This window comes from Micromonospora sp. NPDC049171 (genome assembly GCF_040648275.1).
Taxonomy (GTDB): domain Bacteria; phylum Actinomycetota; class Actinomycetes; order Mycobacteriales; family Micromonosporaceae; genus Micromonospora.
Genome location: NZ_JBEZDJ010000015.1, coordinates 115,201 through 132,212 on the forward strand (window position 1 = coordinate 115,201; position 17,012 = coordinate 132,212).

The following is a 17,012-nucleotide window of genomic DNA, read 5'->3' on the forward strand; positions in this document are numbered from 1 at the left end:
GACTGGGCGGCGAGGGGGACGGTTCCGGCAGATGGGAGATCAGTTCGGCGAGGGCTGGCCCGGCTGCACGGGCCCGAAGACGGCGGTCGGCGCGGGCGCGGGCGCGGCGGGTGACCCGCCCGGCACCTCCCCGGCGATGCACCAGTCGCTGCCGTCGCGGGTAACGGTGAACACCAACGGCCGGACGACCGTGCGGCCGCCGGCGGTGACCGAGACCGACACGCTGACCTGCTGGCCGAGCGGACCGGACCGGACGTCGGTGATGGCCGCCTCCGGCACCTGGAAGTGATCGGCGAAGTCGCCGTTGGGGCCGGTGGCACCCTCGTCGAAGCTCTCGTGCAGCGGAGCGCAGAGCTGACTCCGGCCGGCGGCGACGTCCTTGGCGGTCATCGCGTCGAGGTACGCCTGCACGCGCTCGCGGGAACGGCTGGCGGCCTCCTCGGCGGGGGTTCGCGTCGGCGTGACCGGGGGCTCGTCCTTGGCGTCGTCCCGGTCATCGTCGCCGATCCCGCAACCGACCAGGGTCACCGGCAGCAGCAGTGCGGCGGCCGTTGCCGCCAGCCTCAGGTGGGTCGCGCGCATGACCACCTCCGTCGAGGTTGAGATCGTGACCTACCGAGCCGCGAGTCTGCCACATTGACCTGGCCCAACCCACCTAATGCGGCCCGGCCGACGCTGGGCGTCGACCGGGCCGTGGTGTCACCGGGCGGGGAGGGGCGGTGCGCACCCCTCCCCGCCGGGTGGGTGGTGCGTCGGTCCTCGGCTCAGCCGAGACCGCCCTTGATGGCGCCGATGAGCTCGCCGTTGCTGGTGTCACCGGAGAGCTCCCAGAAGAACGCGCCACCGAGGCCCTGGTTGTTCGCGTACGTCATCTTGCCGTTGATGGTCGACGGGGTGTCGTAGCTCCACCAGTTGCTGCCGCACTTGGCGTACGCGGTGCCGGCGACCGTGCCGGTGGCCGGGCAGGTGTTCTTGAGGACCTTGTAGTCCTCGATGCCCGCCTCGTAGGTGCCCGGTGCCGCACCGGTGGCGCTGCCGCCCGGCGTGGCCTGGGTGACCCCGGTCCAGCCTCGGCCGTAGAAGCCGATGCCGAGCAGCAGCTTGTTGGCCGGGACGCCCTTGCTCTTGAGCTTCTGGATCGCCGCGTCGGAGTTGAAGCCCTGCTGCGGGATGCCGGTGTACGAGGTGAGCGGGGAGTGCGGTGCCGTCGGCCCCTGGGCGGCGAAGGCGCCGAAGTAGTCGTAGGTCATCGGCATCAGCCAGTTGAGGTTGCCGATGGCGCCCGCGTAGTCCGTGGCGTCGATCTTGCCGCCGTTGCTGCCGTCCGCGGTGATGGCGGCGGTGACCAGGGCGTTGGAGCCGAACCGCGACCGCAGCGCGCTGATCACGTTCTTGAACGCGTTCGGGCCGCTGGTGTCGCAGGTCAGGCCGCAGGCGTTCGGGTACTCCCAGTCGACGTCGATGCCGTCGAAGACGTCCGCCCAGCGCGGGTCCTCGACCAGGTTGTGGCAGCTCTCGGCGAACGCGGCCGGGTTCTGTGCGGCCTGGGTGAAGCCGCCGGACCAGGTCCAGCCGCCGAACGACCAGATCACCTTGAGGTGCGGGTTCAGCTGCTTGAGCTTGCGCAGCTGGTTGAAGCTGCCGCGCAGTGGCTGGTCCCAGGTGTCGGCGACGCCGTCCACGCTGTCCGCCGCCGTGTACGCCTTCTCGTAGTCGGCGTAGCTGTCACCGATGGCGCAGCGGCCGCCGGTGGTGTTGCCGAAGGCGTACAGGATGTGGGTCAGCTTGGCGGCGGACCCGCTGGTCTGGATGTTCTTGACGTGGTAGTTGCGTCCGTAGACACCCCACTCGGCGAAGTAGCCGACGACCTTCTTGCCGCCCGGGTTGGGCGGGTTGGTGGTCGGCGGTGCCGTGGTGGGCGGTGCGGTGGTGGGTGGCGCCGTGGTGGGCGGCGCGGTGGTCGGCGCGCTCGTGGTCGGCGGGCTGGTCGGGGTGCCGCCGCCGCAGGGTGCGCCGTTGACGGTGCAGTTCAGCGGGGCCTTGAAGGCGCCCGTGCCGTTGTAACCCCAGCTGAACGAGGCGCCCGGGGCGAGGCCGCCGGCCCAGCTCTTCTTGACCGCCACGTAGTGGTTGCCGCTGCTTGTCACGTCGGCGTCCCAGGCGCTGCTGATGGTGGTGCCCGACGGCAGGTCGAACTCGATGCGCCAGGTGGCGACTGTGGCACTCGACCCGTTGGTGACGGTCACCCTCGTCTCGTGACCGGTCCCCCAGTCCTGTGCCCTGGTGAACGTGGTGGTGACACTGCCGGCGCCGAACGCGGTGGTCATCGGCACCGCTGCGACGGTCACGGCGACCACGGCACCGGCCCAGAGGGCCCGGCGGAGCGATCTTTTCATGAGGCGTCTCCCGAACTGTTAGGAAACTTTCCAAAAGAGATGGTGAGACGGTACTCACGCCGTCACCACTTCGTCAAGATGCGCATGTTTCGATTTCCCTGATGCGGGGATTGCGCCTGCCTCCGCCCGCCGTCGATCCCCCGGGACGGCCGGCGCGTAGCCTCGGGCCATGACCGTCTTCGACATCCCGATCGACGCCCTCAACGGCGGCCCCGCCGAGCTGGCCCGCTACCGCGGCCAGGCGCTGCTGGTGGTCAACGTGGCCTCCCGCTGCGGCCTCACCCCGCAGTACGCCGGCCTCCAGACGCTCGCGGACACCTACGCCGACCGCGGCCTGGTGGTGCTCGGCGTGCCGTGCAACCAGTTCGCCGGGCAGGAGCCGGGCAGCGCCGCCGAGATCAGCGACTTCTGCCAGGTCAACTACGGGGTCACCTTCCCGCTGACCGAGAAGGTCGACGTCAACGGCCCCAACCGGCACCCGCTCTACGCCGCGCTGGTGGACACTTCGGACGCCGACGGGCACACCGGGGACGTCCGGTGGAACTTCGAGAAGTTCCTGGTGGCTCCGGACGGCACGGTCGCCGCCCGCTTCGCCCCCACGGTCACCCCCGAGTCCGACGACCTGCGCGCAGCCGTCGAGAAGGTCCTCCCCGCCTGAAGGTCAAGCGGCCGGCCGCGCCCGGCTCCACCGCACCCCCTTGCTCACGCTCGAACCTGGTTGTCGTGGCCTCCCCCGTTCCGGATGCCACGACAGCCAGGATCCAGCGCGATCCTGCCGGGTCGCCGCCGCAGGACGACCGGCCGCCCGCACGAACCGCTCGTCACGGGAGGGTGGCGCCTGCCCGGGGAGCCGGTTGGCGACAGGCGTGCGCAGTACGGTGTGCGGGGCGGGCTCGCGGCGCGACCAGACACCGGAAGGCCGCGAGCAGTCCGCGCGGCCACCCGGCGGCGGGCAGTCGAAATAACCCACCGCAGTGGTCGGGAACGTGTCGTGGGTGGACGGAGTTGGGAACGAGCATGACAACTGTGGGACTGATCGGCAGCGGCAACATCGGCGGCACCCTGGCCCGGCTGGCCGTGGACGCCGGCTACGACGTGGTGCTGAGCAACTCGCGCGGCCCGGAGACGCTGAAGGACCTGGTTGACGAGCTGGGCGAGCACGCGAGCGCCGGCACGGCACAGGACGCGGCACAGGTCGGCGACCTGGTGGTGGTCAGCGTGCCGCTGAAGGCGTACCGCGCGGTGCCCGTGGAGCCACTGGCCGGCAAGATCGTCATCGACACCAACAACTACTACCCGCAGCGCGACGGGACCTTCCCGGAGCTCGACTCGGGCGAGACCACCAGCAGCGAGCTGCTCCAGCAGCACCTGCCGGGTGCCCGGGTGGTCAAGGTCTTCAACAACATCTACTTCAAGGGCCTGGCCGCACTCCCCCGGCCGTCCGGTGCCGCCGACCGCAGCGCCCTCGCGATCGCCGGTGACGACGCCGCCGCGAAGACCGAGGTGACGGCCTTCCTGGACCGGATCGGCTACGACGCGGTGGACGTCGGCCCGCTCGCCGAGGGCTGGCGCTACCAGCCGGACACCCCGGCGTACGGCACGCTCTACTCCGCCACGCCCACCGACTGGGAGCACCCGGCACCGGGCGACGCCGACAAGCTGCGCACCGCCCTGGCCGCCGCGACCCGCTGAGCTCCGCCGCCGCGCTCCCCCGACCGCCTACCGGGTGGCCGTCCGGAGAGCGGCGGCGAGTTCGTCGTCGTAGCTGGCGATCGGCTGGCCGTCCGAGGCGTACGCGACGAGCCGCCCCTGCGCCATGCTCGCCGAGCGGAACGAGAACGTCCGGCTCCCCGGGTACGCGTCGAGCAGCGGGATGACCCGGGGCGCCCCGCCGGGCGCGGAATAATATTCCAGGCGGGTCACCTGCGCGGAGACCACGCCGTTGACCCGGACCTTTGTCTTCTCGGCGCGGGTGCCGAAGGTGACCGGCGCGTCGGTGCCGTAGGCGGCGCACTCGACCGGGCCCCGGCAGACGAAGAAGTATCGCGGGTTGACCACGTCGCCGAGGGCGTACGCCTTGAAGGTGGGGTCCGCTCCGGCCGGCAGCGGCTGCACGGCGAAGAACGCCACGGCCACCGTGGCCGAGACGCCCACCCGCAACCAGCCCCGCCCACCGGCCGGCCGGCGCGACGTGCGGGTGACCGCGACCGCGACGCCGCCGAAGCCGACCAGGCACAGCAGGCACACACCGATCGCGCGGGCGTTCTCGAAGAGGAACTGCACACCCGGCCGTGTCGACACCGGGCTGAGGACCGCACCCAGCGAGACGACCATGGCGGCGAGCAACGCCACGCCGGCGGCGCGTCGGGTGACGCCGGACGCGCCGATCAGCAGCATCGCGGCGAGCACCGGCCACACCTGGTGGTGGGTCCAGGACACCGGGGACGCGGCGACGGTGGCGCAGCCGACCAGCACGGCCGCGTGCCCGGGGCGGCCCTGCCGTGCCAACTGTCGGGCCCGCAGCAGCGCCGCCGCGCACACCAGCGCCACCAGAACGGCCCAGATCAGGGGCAACGTCGCCTCGTCGACGCCGACGCGCAGCAGCATCCCGTGCAGGGACTGATTGCCCAGCGAGGCGAGGTTGCCGATCCGAGAGGTCTGCCGCACCGCCTCGGTCCAGTACGTCCAGCTCTCGGCGGGCAACACCACCGCGGCGAGTGCCGCGCAGGCCAGGAACGTGGCCACCGCGCGACCGGCGTCCCGGTAGCGACCGGTGGCGAGGAAGTAGACCACGAACAGCAGCGGGGTCAGCTTGATGGCCGCGGCGACGCCGACCAACATCCCGCGCAGTCGAGGCGGACCGACGCCCATCCCGTCGAGCAGGGCCATCAGCACGATGAAGACGCTGACCTGGCCGAAGCGCAGATTGCTCTGCACCGGTGCGGAGAGCATCAGCACCGTGGCCGCCACCGCCACGACGAGCGGTCGTCGGGACGGCCGGGTGGTCAGCGCGACACCGACCGCCCCGGCGATGGCGACGACCGCCGCGCACGTCGCCACCAGCCAGATCCCCTGGAGTACGCCCTCGGGCACGGCGGTGATCGGGCCCAACACGAGCGCGGCGAACGGTGGATAGGTGAACGGGCCGCCGTTGGCCGCCACGAACCCGTACAGCGGGCGCCCGGCGTGCAGGTCGGACAGCGCGCCGTAGTAGATGTGCAGGTCGGAGAGGCGGTCTTCGCGCCGCAGCACGAGCACGCAGGACACCAGCGCGACGACGACGAAGGCCGCCCACACCAGTGCCACCCGGCGATCCCGCATCGACCGAGAATAGGCGAACGCGACGATCCCCGGCGGCCCGTGGTGGCGGACGCCGGCCGCCTCTGCCCTCGGCAGAACGGGCACGACCCGACCGGCTCCGCTCCCTAGCATCGACCGATGGGATCGACGGGCACACCGGCGTACGACGCCCACGCGGACTGGTACGAGGACTTCATCTCCGGCGGTGGCGACTATCTGCGGCGGGTGCACGCCACCGTGGCGGACCTGCTGGGTGCGGGCGAGGGTGTCTGCCTGGACGTCTGCTGTGGCACCGGCGCGCACGCGTCGGTGCCGGCGGGTCTGGGTTGGACGCCGGTGGGCGTGGACCTGTCCGGCGGGCAGTTGCGGCACGCCAGCAGGCGGTTGCCGGTGACCCGGGGTGACGCGACAGCCCTGCCGTTCGGCGACGCGTCGCTGCCGGCCGCGATGTGTGTGCTGTCCAGCACCGACCTGCCTGACTACCCGGCCGTGCTGCGCGAGGTCGCCCGGGTGCTGCGCCCCGGCGGGCGCTTCGTACACGTGGGCGTGCACCCGTGCTTCGTGGGCGCGTTCGCCGACTGGGGCCAGCATCCGGGCGTCGTCGTCGACGCGCGGTACGCGGACCGGTCGCGCAGCTTCGACAGTTGGAACACCAACGGCGTTCGGGTACGCGTCGGTGCCTGGCACATCCCCCTCGCCGACCTGGTCAACGCCACAGTGGCGGCCGGTCTCCGGCTGCTCCGGGTCGCCGAGGCGGGCCCGGGCGGGGTCCCCGACCTGTTCGGCCTCCTCGCGATCCGAGAGCGGTAGCGAAACGCCCCCACCCAGGCCGACACGCCGGAATCCGGTCGGGACACGTCGAGAAACATCTCGTTGGCAACTTGCGTTGCAGTCCCGCGCACGGGACCCTGTTCTCTGGGTTGCCGCCCGCTCACCGAAAGTGCTTCCGGAGGCGACATGTACACGCTCCGCACCCTTCCCCGCCGGCTGCTCGCCGGGTCCGGCGCGCTCCTGATCACCACCGCCCTCGCCGCCGCCGGCACGCCCGGGCCGGCCAGCGCCGCGGCCGGCGCGGACACCGTCGGCTACGTCCGGCTCGCCCACCTCTCCCCGGACACGCCGGCGGTCGACGTCTACCTGGCCGCGCCGGACGCCGCGAAACCGAGGGTCTTCCCCGGGGTCGGCTACGGGGTGGTCTCCGACTATTTCGAGCTGGCGCCCGGCCGGTACGCGGTGGCGATGCGCGAGGCCGGCGCTCCCGCCAGCGACCCCCCGGTGCTCACCACGGAGGTCGCGGTGACCAGCGGCGACGCGTACACGGTGGCCGGTGTCGGCCGGCACGCGGACCTGGGGCTGCGGGTGCTCAACGATGACCTCAGCGCGCCCACGCAGGGCCGCGCCAAGGTGCGTGTCGTGCAGGCTTCCGTGCGTACCCCGGTGTTGGACGTGGCCGCCGCGGACGGTCCGCTGATCGCCGACGACGTGCAGTTCGCGACCACGACCGAGTATGAGCAGGTCGAGCCGGGCAGCTGGCGGCTGCGGCTGACGGGTGCCGACGGGCCGAGCACCAACGCCGAGGTCCGGCTCACCGGCGGCGCGGTCTACTCGCTGCTGGTGCTCGACGCCAAGCAGGGCGGGCTCACCGCCGAACTGCGCCGCGACGCCGAGGGCGGCACCGTCGTCCCGGCCGGTGGGGTGGACACCGGCGCCGGTGGCACCGCGGGCGGCGGGCTGACCGCGTACCCCCTGGTGGCCGGCGGGTTGGCCGCGGCGGCCGGCGCGGTGGCCCTGCTGTTCTGGCGTCGGCGGCGGCGCACCACCTGGTGAGCGCCGGGCCGGACCTGTCGATCCGGCGGCACCGCGACCGTCGGATGCCGCTGGCCGCGTTCGTCGCGGCCGGTGCGGCGGTCTGCCTGGCCGCCGGCACCGGGGTCGGGCTGGCCGGCACCGACGCCCCGCCGCCGGTGGCGAGCTGGCACCCCGGCTGCACCGACAACTGCCCGTCGGTGGCCGCGGCGCCCGTGCCGCAGGGTCCACCCACCCGGGTACGCGTGCCGCGCATCGGCGTCGACTCCGCGCTCACCGTGCTGGGCCTGGACCGCGCGGGCGCGTTGGTCCCGCCGGACGACTTCGGCGTCGCCGGCTGGTACGGCGGTGGTCCGGCCCCGGGAGACACCGGCCCGGCGGTGCTCGCCGGCCATCTGGACTCGCGGCGCGGCCCGGCGGTGTTCGCCCGGCTCGGTGAGCTGCGCTCCGGTGACCGGGTGGAGGTGTGGCGCGGCGGGCAGCGGCTGTCGTTCCGGGTGACCGGGTCGCTGCGGACCCGCAAGGACCGCTTCCCCACGGCGACGGTCTACGGGCCGACGCCCGGCGCGGAGCTGCGCCTGGTCACCTGCGGGGGTGACTTCGACAGGCGGCGGGGCCACTATGTCGACAACGTGGTGGTGTTCGCGGTGAGCGAGGCCGTCGACCCGGTCCTACCGACGTCCAGGGCGGGCTGAGCGACGCATCCAGCGTGATCCACTCGCGTTCCTGAAGATCGGGGTGTCCGCCGCGTGCGGACACCGCGGATTCCGTGATCCCGAGTGGATCAAGGGGTGCGGGACGGCACCGGCGTCAGATGGGGCGGCGGCCGGCGAAGCCGCACTCGGCCCGGTGGTACCAGCGCACGTCGGAGTCCCCCTCCAGCCAGCACCAGAGCACGGGCCGACCGGCCCGCTCGCCGGGAAAGTCGAGCAGCACCGGCGCGATGCCCTTGACCTGGATGTCGTGCTGGTGCAGCTCGTCGACGACGGCGTGCAGCCGGGCCTCCAGCCCCTTCACCTCGGCCAGGCCGCCGAGGGCGCTGACGCCGTGGTCGGCCAGGTCGACGCGCAGTTCGGCCAGGTCGGCGCGGACCCGGACCAGCTCGTCGACGCGCGGTTGCAGGGTGGCCACCAGGTGTCGGGCCTGGGCGAGTGTGAACACCGGGCCAGTATGCGGCACGCACCGGGGCACGTCCGGCCCGCGACGTGCGACAGGCCCAGTCGGCCGGCGCGGCCAGGCACGTCCGGTCGTGCGACAGGCTCAGTCGGCCGGGCAGCCAGGTCCCGGGCAGGCACGTCCGGCCCGCGACAGGCTCAGTCGGCCTGGGCGGCCAGCTCGCGGGCGCGGTCCCGGGCAGCCTCCAGCGCGGCGAGCAGCGCCGCCCGGACGCCGTGCTTCTCCAACTCGCGGATCGCGGAGATGGTGGTGCCGGCCGGCGAGGTGACCGCCTCGCGCAGCTTGACCGGGTGTTCGCCGGAGTCGCGCAGCATCACCGCGGCACCGACGGCGCTCTGGACGATGAGCTCGTGCGCCACCTGCCGGGGCAGCCCCAGCAGGATCCCCGCGTCGATCATGGCCTCGACCAGCAGGTAGAAGTAGGCCGGCCCGGAGCCGGAGAGCGCGGTGACCGCGTCCTGCTGCGACTCGGGCACCCGCATCGTGTGGCCGAGGGGCTTGAACATCTCCTCGGCCAACGCCAGGTGCGCCCCGGTGGCGTGCGCGCCCGCCGAGATCGCCGTCATCGCCTCGTCGACGAGCGCCGGAGTGTTGGTCATCACCCGGACCACCGGGGTGCCCTCGGGCAGCCGGCGGTTGAAGAAGCTGGTGGGCAGGCCGGCGCAGAGCGAGATGACGAGCTTGTCGGCCGGCACCTTGGGGCCGATCTCGTCGAGCAGCGCGGCGGCGTCCTGCGGTTTCACCGAGACCGCCAGCACCTCCGCCTCGTCCACCGCGGTCAGGTTGTCGACAACCCGTACGCCGTAGCGGGCGGTCAGCTCCTCGGCTCGGGCCGGCCGGCGGGCGGTGGCCAGCAGCCGGTCCACCGGCCATCCCGAGCGCAGCAGCCCGGAGAGCATCAGCTCACCGATCTTGCCCGCGCCTATCACCGCGACCGTGTGCACACCGGCTGACATCTCGGCTCGTACCCCCTCGCCTGTGGTCGCGGCGCGGCGGACCCGCCGGCCCGCCGCGCCGCCCAACCGGTTGATCAGCTGCCGAAGAAGACCTCGGCCTCGACGTACCGCTCCAGCGGCACGGTCTTCAGCTCGCGGGTGGCCTCCGCGAGGGGCACCCGGACGATGTCGGTGCTCTGCATCGCGACCATCTTGCCCCAGTCGCCGTCGTTGACCGCGTCGATGGCCTGCAGGCCCAGGCGGGTGGCGAGCACCCGGTCGAAGGCGGTCGGGGTGCCACCGCGCTGGATGTGACCCAGCACCACGGTGCGGGCCTCCTTGCCGGTCTTGGCCTCCAGCTGCTCGGCGAGCCACTGGCCGATGCCGCCGAGGCGGACGTGGCCGAACGAGTCCAGCTCCTGGTTGGCGAGGACCATCTGGCCGTCCAGCGGCTGGGCGCCCTCGGCGACCACGACGATCGGGGCGTACTGGTGCTGGAAGCGCTTCTCGACGTAGCCGGCCACCTGGTCGACGTCGAACTGCCGCTCCGGCAGCAGGATCACGTTGGCGCCGCCGGCCAGGCCGGCGTGCAGGGCGATCCAGCCGGCGTGCCGGCCCATGACCTCGACGACCAGGGTGCGGTGGTGGCTCTCCGCAGTGGTGTGCAGGCGGTCGATGGCCTCCATCGCGATGTTGACCGCGGTGTCGAAGCCGAAGGTGTAGTCGGTGGCGCCGAGGTCGTTGTCGATCGTCTTCGGCACGCCGACCACGTGCACGCCCAGCTCGTAGAGCTTGGTGGCCACGCCGAGGGTGTCCTCGCCGCCGATCGCGATCAGCGCGTCGACGCCCTGGGTGGCGAGGTTGTCCTTGATCCGCTCGACGCCGTTCTCAATCTTGAACGGGTTGGTCCGGGACGAGCCGAGGATGGTGCCGCCGCGGGGCAGGATGCCACGGACGTCCGCGATGCCGAGGGGCCGGGACAGACCCTCCAGCGGGCCCTTCCAACCGTCGCGGAAGCCCACGAACTCGTGACCGTAGGTGGCGACGCCCTTGCGGACCACCGCCCGGATGACCGCGTTGAGACCGGGGCAGTCGCCGCCGCCGGTGAGCACGCCGATACGCATGATCCGCTCATCCTCCTGGAGCATCAGGTAAAGCCCGAATTGCCCCAGGATATGTGTCAGATCAGACCATCGGCGCCGTTGCCGGCCCGGGGCGGGCCGTCACTGCGCACTGTAGTCGGCCCGCCGGTACGACGACAGCGCGCCCCGGCGCGAGCGGCCCGCGCCCCGCTGCTCAGAACGTCACCTCGTGGTTCTCGCCGGCGTTCGGCGGCCGCCCGGTGACCGCGGCCTTCGCGTAGCCGAGCAGGTTGACCACGGCGCTGTTCGCCGAGTCCCAGTACTCGGCGGAGCTGGCGTGCACCTTGATCAACGTGAGGCCCGGGGTGTCCAGCCCGTCGGGAAACCACGCCTTGAGCAGTGGGTTCCACAGCCGCTCGGCCCGTGCCCGGTCGAAGCCCTCGGTGGCGGTGCCGGAGATCGACACCCAGGCGTGGTGCTTCTGGTCGGAGAAGGCGACGTTGACCTCCGGGTTGACCCGGAGCTGGCGGACCTTGGCCGAGTCGGCGGAGGCGAAGAACCACAGCTCGCCGTCGAACTCGGCCTGCTGTAGCCCCATCGGCCGGCTCACCTGCCGCCCGTCCAGAGCGGTCGTGGTGAGCATGCAGATCCGCGCGGCCCGGGCCAGCTCGGTGACCCGGGCTCGAGCGTCGGCGGCGTTGGTCGGCTGATTGCTCATGGCACTCTCCTCCGCTTCGGTTCGTCGAACCGATGCCCGGGACAGAACCGGTCAAACCTACGGCGGTGCGGCCGGCACTCAGCGGGCGGTCATCGCCCGCCAGCGGGCCAGGTTGTGCCGGGCGTCGACCAGAGCGTCGTGCCGGGCCGCGTCCGCGTCCGGCAGGGTCGGCCGACCACTGTCGTCCCAGAGCTGGCGCAGCTCCTTGGTATACCGGGGAATCTCCCGGGGCAGCGCCGGCATCGCACCCCAGAGCTGGGCGAGCACCACGTGGTCGTACGCGGCGTACCAGGCCCACAGCTCCAGCTGCTCCCCCGGCCGGTCCCGGACCGGCTCGACCAGGAAGTCGTACAGGTCGTCACGGATGCGCTCCCGCGACCGCCAGGCCCGGTCCGCCGGGGACGGCAGCTTGTCCAGCACGTTGCGCCGCACCCAGGGCACGGCTCGGGAGTCGTCGAACTCCGTGGAGACCGCGTAGAACTCGCGGCCGTACTCGTCGACGACACCGATCGAGACGAGGTCGACAGTTGTGCCGTCCTCGATGAACTCGCAGTCGTAAAAATAGCGATAGACCATTCCGGCCATCCTCGCCCACCGCCGTCCGGCCGTGCCCGCCGGGGGGCGCCGCACCGCTGGTGACAGGCCCGTTCGGCACTTCAATGACAGTACGCGGCAGCTCACGACGGTCACGGAAGTGCTTCGAGGGGTGTACAGCAAGCGACCGGACCGTCATGATCTGATGTGTACCGCTACCGGATGCCGAATCGGTGTCAGTTCACCTTGTCAGGGCCATCAGGTTCACCCGGTGAGCGAGTTTGTGGTCCATGACCGGGGAGGGGTTGGGCCGTGGAGATGCGCCTGCCGGAGCCGGGTGACGCGCTCACGGGTGTCGAGATGTTCGCTGGTTTGGAGCCCGAGGTGCGGCAGCGCGTCATCGCCGCCGCCGTCCCGCGCACCTACCGCAAGGGCCAGTTGCTCTTCGTGGAGAACGACCCGGGTGAGTCACTGATCGTGTTGCGCCGCGGCGCGGTGGCTGTCTTTCGCACCGCGCCCACCGGCGAGCGGGCCGTGCTGTCGGTGATCCGTCCACCGGACGTGCTGGGCGAGGTCTCCCTGCTCGACGCGTCCACCCGGTCCGCCTCGGCCGAGGCCATTGAGGACTGCGCGGCGCTGGCCCTCTCGCGCGGCGCGTTCATGGAGCTGGTGCACTCCAACCCCCGCATCCTGGACGCGGTGATGCGCTCGCTGGGCGGGCTGATCCGCCGGCTCACCGAGCAGAACGCCGACCACGTCTTCCTCGACCTGCCCGGTCGGGTGGCCAAGACGCTCGTCCGGTTGGCCGGCGAGAGCCAGGCACCGATGATCACGATCGAGCTCAACCAGAGTCAGCTGGCCGAGATGGCCGGCGGGTCCCGGCAGAGCGTCAACCAGGCGATCGGTTCGTTCGCCAGCCGCGGCTGGCTGCGGACCGAGGGTCGCCGGATCGTGGTGACCGACGTGGCCGCGCTGCGCCGACGCGCCGGCATGAACGACCGCTGACCGATCGGGGCCCGGGTCAGTGCGTGTTTCGCGTACCGCGAGCCCTCCCGGTGCCCACGCACGGCTGTGGCCGGCAGACCCGTGGGTCCGCCGGCCACATCCGGCCGATCAGTTGTCCGTGTCGTCGGCCGGCGGCGCGCCCGGGCCCGGCCCGATCTTCTTCGGGTCGGTCGGCTTGTCAGCCGTGGACGTGCTCGACGACGTGGTCGTGGTCTTTCCCGACCCGCCCCCCTGGCCTTCCGGCTCTTCCACCATGCCCTGCTCCTCCAGCTCGGCGAGAGTGACCGCATCGACGTCTATCGTGTCGCCCGGAGCCCATCGCATACCACCCGGATCGGTCCACGAGGCGGACAGTCGCACCTGCACGGCACTCTCCCTGACATGAAACTTCCTGGTACGGAACACTAACTCCGACCGATCGATGGCGTCGCCCGCCCACACGTCGGGTTCCCGACTGGCCCGGGTGGACGCGATACTGACCCATCTCGCCCACGGAGCTGAACATCGACCTCAGGTGTGGACACTGCGCCCGCGCGGCCGGGCCGGACGACCGTTTCTGCGGCGGGTGTGGCCAGCCGCTCGCGGTCACCTGCGCGCACTGCGGGCACGCCAACAGCACCGAGGTCAACTTCTGCACCGGATGTGGCCAGCCCCTGCGGGACCACGTCGGTGTGGTGCAGGAGGATCGCCGCCAGGTCAGCGTGCTCTTCGTCGACATCGTCGACTTCACCAGTTACGCGGAACGGACCGACCCGGAGCAGGCCCACGGTCTGCAACAGACCTACTTCGCGACCGTGCGACGGATCGTGCACCAGTACGGCGGGGTCGTCGAGAAGTACATCGGCGACGCGGCGATGGCGCTCTTCGGCGCACCGGTGGCCACCGACAACGACGCGCTGCGGTGCGTGCGCGCCGGGTTGGAGCTGCAACGCAGCCTGGCCCACCAGCCCAACGGCCCGCAGCCGCCGCTCGGCTTCCGGGTCGGCATCGCGACCGGCGAGGCCCTGGTCGACCTCTCCGCCACCCGCGACGGCGGGCAGGCCTTCGTCACCGGGGACGTGGTCAACACGGCGTCCCGGTTGCAGGCGTTCGCCCCGGCGGGCGGCGTCGTCGTCGACGAGAGCACCTGGTCGGCCACCCGGCACGAGATGGAGTACGCCGACCAGCCGCCGGTCACCCTGCGCGGCCGGTCCGCGGTGAGCCGGATCTGGTTGGCCGTGCAGGTCCGGCCGGACCGGGACCTGCGCACGGCCGAGCTGACGCCGATGGTGGACCGGGAACACGAGCGCGGCCTGCTGATCAACGCGCTACACCGGACGGTGACCGAGCGGACCTCCCAGTTGGTGACGGTGTTCGGCCCGGCCGGTGTGGGCAAGAGCCGGCTGCTCCGCGAGCTTGAGCGGCACGCCGGCCGGCTGCCCGGCCCGCCGGTCACCTGGCTGGTCGGGCAGTGCCCGCCGTTCGGCGAGAACGTCACCTGGGCCGCGCTGGCGGACATCGTGAAGAGCTGGGTGGGCGTACCGGAGGTCGACGACCCGGCCGCCCTGCGGGAGCGGCTGCGGGCCCGGCTGGGGCAGCTCGCCGACCCCCACGCGACCCGGCTGGCCGAGGCACTCGGCCCGCTGATCGGCGTGCCCGGCGAACGACTCACCCCGGGCGAGACCGAGGCCTCCTGGCGGCGTTTCCTGATCGCACTGGCCACCACCGGGCCGACAGTGCTGGCCTTCGAGGACATGCACTGGGCGGACCAGGCGATGCTGGCCTTCGTCGAGCAGTTGGGCGCGACGGCACGCGGCGTACCGCTGCTGGTCGTCGCGACCGCCCGCCCGGAGCTGCGGGAACGGCACCCGGCCTGGACCGCCACGATCAGCGGCGCGATGTCCATCTCGGTGCCGCCGATGCACGACACCGACATCGACACGCTGTACTCGCTGCTGCTCGGGCAGTCCACGCTGCCCACGACCGCGCGCACCCCGCTCATCGAGTTCGCCGACGGCAATCCACTCTACGCCCAGGAGTACGCCCGGATGCTGCTCGACGGCGGGCTGCTCGACGCGGCGCGCTCGGCCTCCCGCCTCGACCCCGACGGTGGCGCGGAGATGCCGCGTACGGTGCAGGCGGTCATCGCCAACCGGCTCGACCTGCTGGACCCGGCCGACCGGGCGGTGCTCCAGGCCGCCGCGGTGGTCGGCGTGCAGTTCTGGGCCGCGCCGGTGGCTACGGCGCTGGGGCGGCCGGTGGAGTGGGTGGAGCGCGCGCTGGACCGGCTACAGCGGCGCGACCTGGTGTACGAGCAGGGCACGTCGACGATGCCCGGCCAGTCCGAGTACCGGTTCCGGCACATCCTGGTGCGGGACGTCTGCTACCAGCGGCTACCGCGGGCCGAACGGGTGCTGCGGCACCAGCGCACCGCCGACTGGATGGCGCAGCTCGCCGACGGCCGACAGCACGACCTGGCCGAGGTGCTGGCCAACCACCGCTGGGCGGCGCACGAGATCGCCCGGACCGTCGGGCTGGACACCGCCCCCTACGCCCCGCCCGCGCGGGCCGCGCTGCACCGGGCGGCCCGCCGGGCGTACGAGCTGCACGCGTTGGACACCGCGGCGGCGCTGGTCGGGCGGGCGCTGACCCTGGACGTCGGCCCGGACCCGGCGCTGGAGCTGTTCGACGCGGAGCTGGCGTTCTATCGCGACGGCGACGCCTTCCTGGTGGCCGGCGGCACCGACACACTCACCCGGCTGACCGAGCGGCTCGCGGCGGCCGGCGACCGGACGGGTGCGGCGCGGGCGTGGACGCTGCTCGCCACCGCCGCGTGGAGCCGGGCCGACCGGGCCGCGACCCTGCACTACCTGGACCAGGCGATCGGCATCTACAGCGAACTACCGGACAGCCAGGAGAAGGCCAGCGCCCTGCTGGAGCTGGCCCGCGTGCACATGCTGAACGCCGAGACCGACCCGGCGTGCGCGGCGGCCCGCGCCGCGGCGACCCTCGCCGAGCGGCTCCAACTGCGCGAGGTGCAGGCCAACGCGCGGATCACCCTGGCGGTCGCGCGCTACCTGGCCGGTTCCGCCTCGGCGTACCCGGAGCTGGTCGAGGTGACCGAGCACTGCCGGGTGGAGCGGCTGACCAGTCGACGTCGCGCGGTACAGAACCTGGCCTGGGCGTTGCAGGAGGAGGGCGACCTGGCCGGCTCGGCCCGACTGGTGGACGAGCAGCTCACCCTCGACCTGGGCGGCGAGCACAGCCTGGCGACCAGCTTCGCCGACCAGTGGGCGCGGGCGTACTACGCGGGCGACTGGACTGCCGCGCTGGCCATGTGGGCCGAGTCGACCCGCCGGCCGACCGCGGAGTGGGACCTGCACATCGTGGCGGTCTCCGGCTGGATGCGCGGGCTGGCCGGCGCCGGGCCGGACGCGCTGGCGGAACCGGCCGGGATGGCGGGACCGGCGGCGCTGGCGGAACCGGCCGGCACCGCGCAGCCGGGCGGCACGGGTGGGGACCTGGTCGAGCAGGCGCTGGTCGCGGCGCGGCGCACCGGATTCCACCGGGTGCTGCGCTCCACCCTGGCGCACGCCGCGCTCTGCCGGGCCGTGCAGGGTCGCCGGGACGAGGCGATGGCGCTGCTGACCGAGCTGGACGAGGACTGGCGGCGGACCCGGATGATCCCGTTCGCCGAGTGGGTGCCGGCCGTGGGGCACGTCGCCGGGGTGCTCGGCGCGGACGCCGCCCGGCTGGTCCGGGAGATGCTCGACCGGGCGCCCCGGACGACCCCGTGGGCTCGCGCCGCCGGTCAGGTCGCCGACGCCACGCTGGCCCGGCACACCGGCGACGCGGCCGGCGCCGCGCGCCTGCTGAGGTCGGCGGCGGCCAGCTACGCCCGGATGACCGACGTGACCGACGAGATCATCACGATGGCGCTGGCGATCGGCCCGCTGACCGAGACCGACCCGTCCGCCGCCGCGACGACCCGCGCCCGCCTGCACGACTTCGCCACCCGCCACCACGCCCCCACCCTGCTGCGCCTGCCCTGACACCAACGCCCGCGTCGGGGACCGTGCTC

The 17,012-nt window shown here is 72.7% G+C and carries 16 protein-coding genes; 7 read left to right on the forward strand and 9 right to left on the reverse strand.

The window, feature by feature from the left end; translation table 11 throughout:
* Nucleotides 1-39: 39 nt before the first annotated feature.
* Nucleotides 40-582 (reverse strand): nuclear transport factor 2 family protein, encoded by a 543-nt coding sequence (locus AB0B14_RS20100; protein WP_357523473.1) that lies wholly within the window; start codon nt 580-582, stop codon nt 40-42.
* A gap of 182 nt (nt 583-764) precedes the next feature.
* Nucleotides 765-2,396, reverse strand: a complete 1,632-nt coding sequence (locus AB0B14_RS20105) for a glycosyl hydrolase family 18 protein (protein ID WP_357523475.1) — start codon at nt 2,394-2,396, stop codon at nt 765-767.
* A gap of 169 nt (nt 2,397-2,565) precedes the next feature.
* Between AB0B14_RS20105 and AB0B14_RS20110 the strand changes: the two genes are divergently transcribed.
* A complete protein-coding gene (locus AB0B14_RS20110; protein ID WP_357074725.1) occupies nt 2,566-3,054 on the forward strand; it encodes a glutathione peroxidase in 489 nt (162 codons plus the stop codon).
* A gap of 359 nt (nt 3,055-3,413) precedes the next feature.
* Complete coding sequence (locus tag AB0B14_RS20115; protein ID WP_357523477.1) at nt 3,414-4,088, forward strand: NADPH-dependent F420 reductase; 675 nt, start codon at nt 3,414-3,416, stop codon at nt 4,086-4,088.
* A gap of 27 nt (nt 4,089-4,115) precedes the next feature.
* Here AB0B14_RS20115 and AB0B14_RS20120 read toward each other — a convergent pair whose 3' ends face one another.
* On the reverse strand, nt 4,116-5,717 hold the full coding sequence (locus tag AB0B14_RS20120) for a glycosyltransferase 87 family protein (RefSeq protein WP_357074731.1): 1,602 nt from the start codon (nt 5,715-5,717) through the stop codon (nt 4,116-4,118).
* 117 nt (nt 5,718-5,834) lie between these two features.
* Between AB0B14_RS20120 and AB0B14_RS20125 the strand changes: the two genes are divergently transcribed.
* The 3 genes from AB0B14_RS20125 (at nt 5,835) to AB0B14_RS20135 (ending at nt 8,197) form a co-directional block, all read left to right on the forward strand.
* Nucleotides 5,835-6,506 carry a methyltransferase domain-containing protein gene (locus AB0B14_RS20125; protein WP_357523479.1) on the forward strand — a complete coding sequence of 224 codons (672 nt, stop codon included), beginning with the start codon at nt 5,835-5,837 and terminating at the stop codon, nt 6,504-6,506.
* A 147-nt stretch (nt 6,507-6,653) separates the two neighbouring features.
* Complete coding sequence (locus AB0B14_RS20130) at nt 6,654-7,523, forward strand: DUF4397 domain-containing protein (RefSeq protein ID WP_357074736.1); 870 nt, start codon at nt 6,654-6,656, stop codon at nt 7,521-7,523.
* Nucleotides 7,520-8,197 carry a class F sortase gene (locus AB0B14_RS20135; protein WP_357074740.1) on the forward strand — a complete coding sequence of 226 codons (678 nt, stop codon included), beginning with the start codon at nt 7,520-7,522 and terminating at the stop codon, nt 8,195-8,197. Before AB0B14_RS20130 ends, AB0B14_RS20135 begins: the two co-directional genes overlap by 4 nt.
* A gap of 115 nt (nt 8,198-8,312) precedes the next feature.
* Here the strand turns inward: AB0B14_RS20135 and AB0B14_RS20140 are convergent, their stop codons facing one another.
* The 5 genes from AB0B14_RS20140 to AB0B14_RS20160 form a co-directional block, all read right to left on the reverse strand.
* A complete protein-coding gene (locus AB0B14_RS20140; RefSeq protein ID WP_357074743.1) occupies nt 8,313-8,663 on the reverse strand; it encodes a DUF2203 domain-containing protein in 351 nt (116 codons plus the stop codon).
* 152 nt (nt 8,664-8,815) lie between these two features.
* Complete coding sequence (gene proC / locus AB0B14_RS20145) at nt 8,816-9,634, reverse strand: pyrroline-5-carboxylate reductase (RefSeq protein WP_357074746.1); 819 nt, start codon at nt 9,632-9,634, stop codon at nt 8,816-8,818.
* A 74-nt stretch (nt 9,635-9,708) separates the two neighbouring features.
* Nucleotides 9,709-10,737, reverse strand: coding sequence for a 6-phosphofructokinase (locus tag AB0B14_RS20150; protein WP_357074956.1), 1,029 nt, complete (start codon nt 10,735-10,737; stop codon nt 9,709-9,711).
* Nucleotides 10,738-10,909: 172 nt separating this feature from the next.
* Nucleotides 10,910-11,413 carry a pyridoxamine 5'-phosphate oxidase family protein gene (locus AB0B14_RS20155; RefSeq protein ID WP_357523481.1) on the reverse strand — a complete coding sequence of 168 codons (504 nt, stop codon included), beginning with the start codon at nt 11,411-11,413 and terminating at the stop codon, nt 10,910-10,912.
* Between the two features lie 78 nt (nt 11,414-11,491).
* A complete protein-coding gene (locus AB0B14_RS20160) occupies nt 11,492-11,989 on the reverse strand; it encodes a polyadenylate-specific 3'-exoribonuclease AS (protein WP_357074959.1) in 498 nt (165 codons plus the stop codon).
* Nucleotides 11,990-12,259: 270 nt separating this feature from the next.
* On the opposite strand from AB0B14_RS20160, the gene AB0B14_RS20165 reads away from it, so the two are divergent.
* Nucleotides 12,260-12,952, forward strand: a complete 693-nt coding sequence (locus tag AB0B14_RS20165; RefSeq protein WP_007463121.1) for a Crp/Fnr family transcriptional regulator — start codon at nt 12,260-12,262, stop codon at nt 12,950-12,952.
* Between the two features lie 108 nt (nt 12,953-13,060).
* Here AB0B14_RS20165 and AB0B14_RS20170 read toward each other — a convergent pair whose 3' ends face one another.
* On the reverse strand, nt 13,061-13,318 hold the full coding sequence (locus AB0B14_RS20170) for a hypothetical protein (RefSeq protein ID WP_357074752.1): 258 nt from the start codon (nt 13,316-13,318) through the stop codon (nt 13,061-13,063).
* A gap of 137 nt (nt 13,319-13,455) precedes the next feature.
* Between AB0B14_RS20170 and AB0B14_RS20175 the strand changes: the two genes are divergently transcribed.
* Entirely contained in the window at nt 13,456-16,983 is a 3,528-nt protein-coding gene (locus AB0B14_RS20175) for an adenylate/guanylate cyclase domain-containing protein (RefSeq protein ID WP_357074962.1), read from the forward strand.
* Nucleotides 16,984-17,012: the final 29 nt, after the last annotated feature.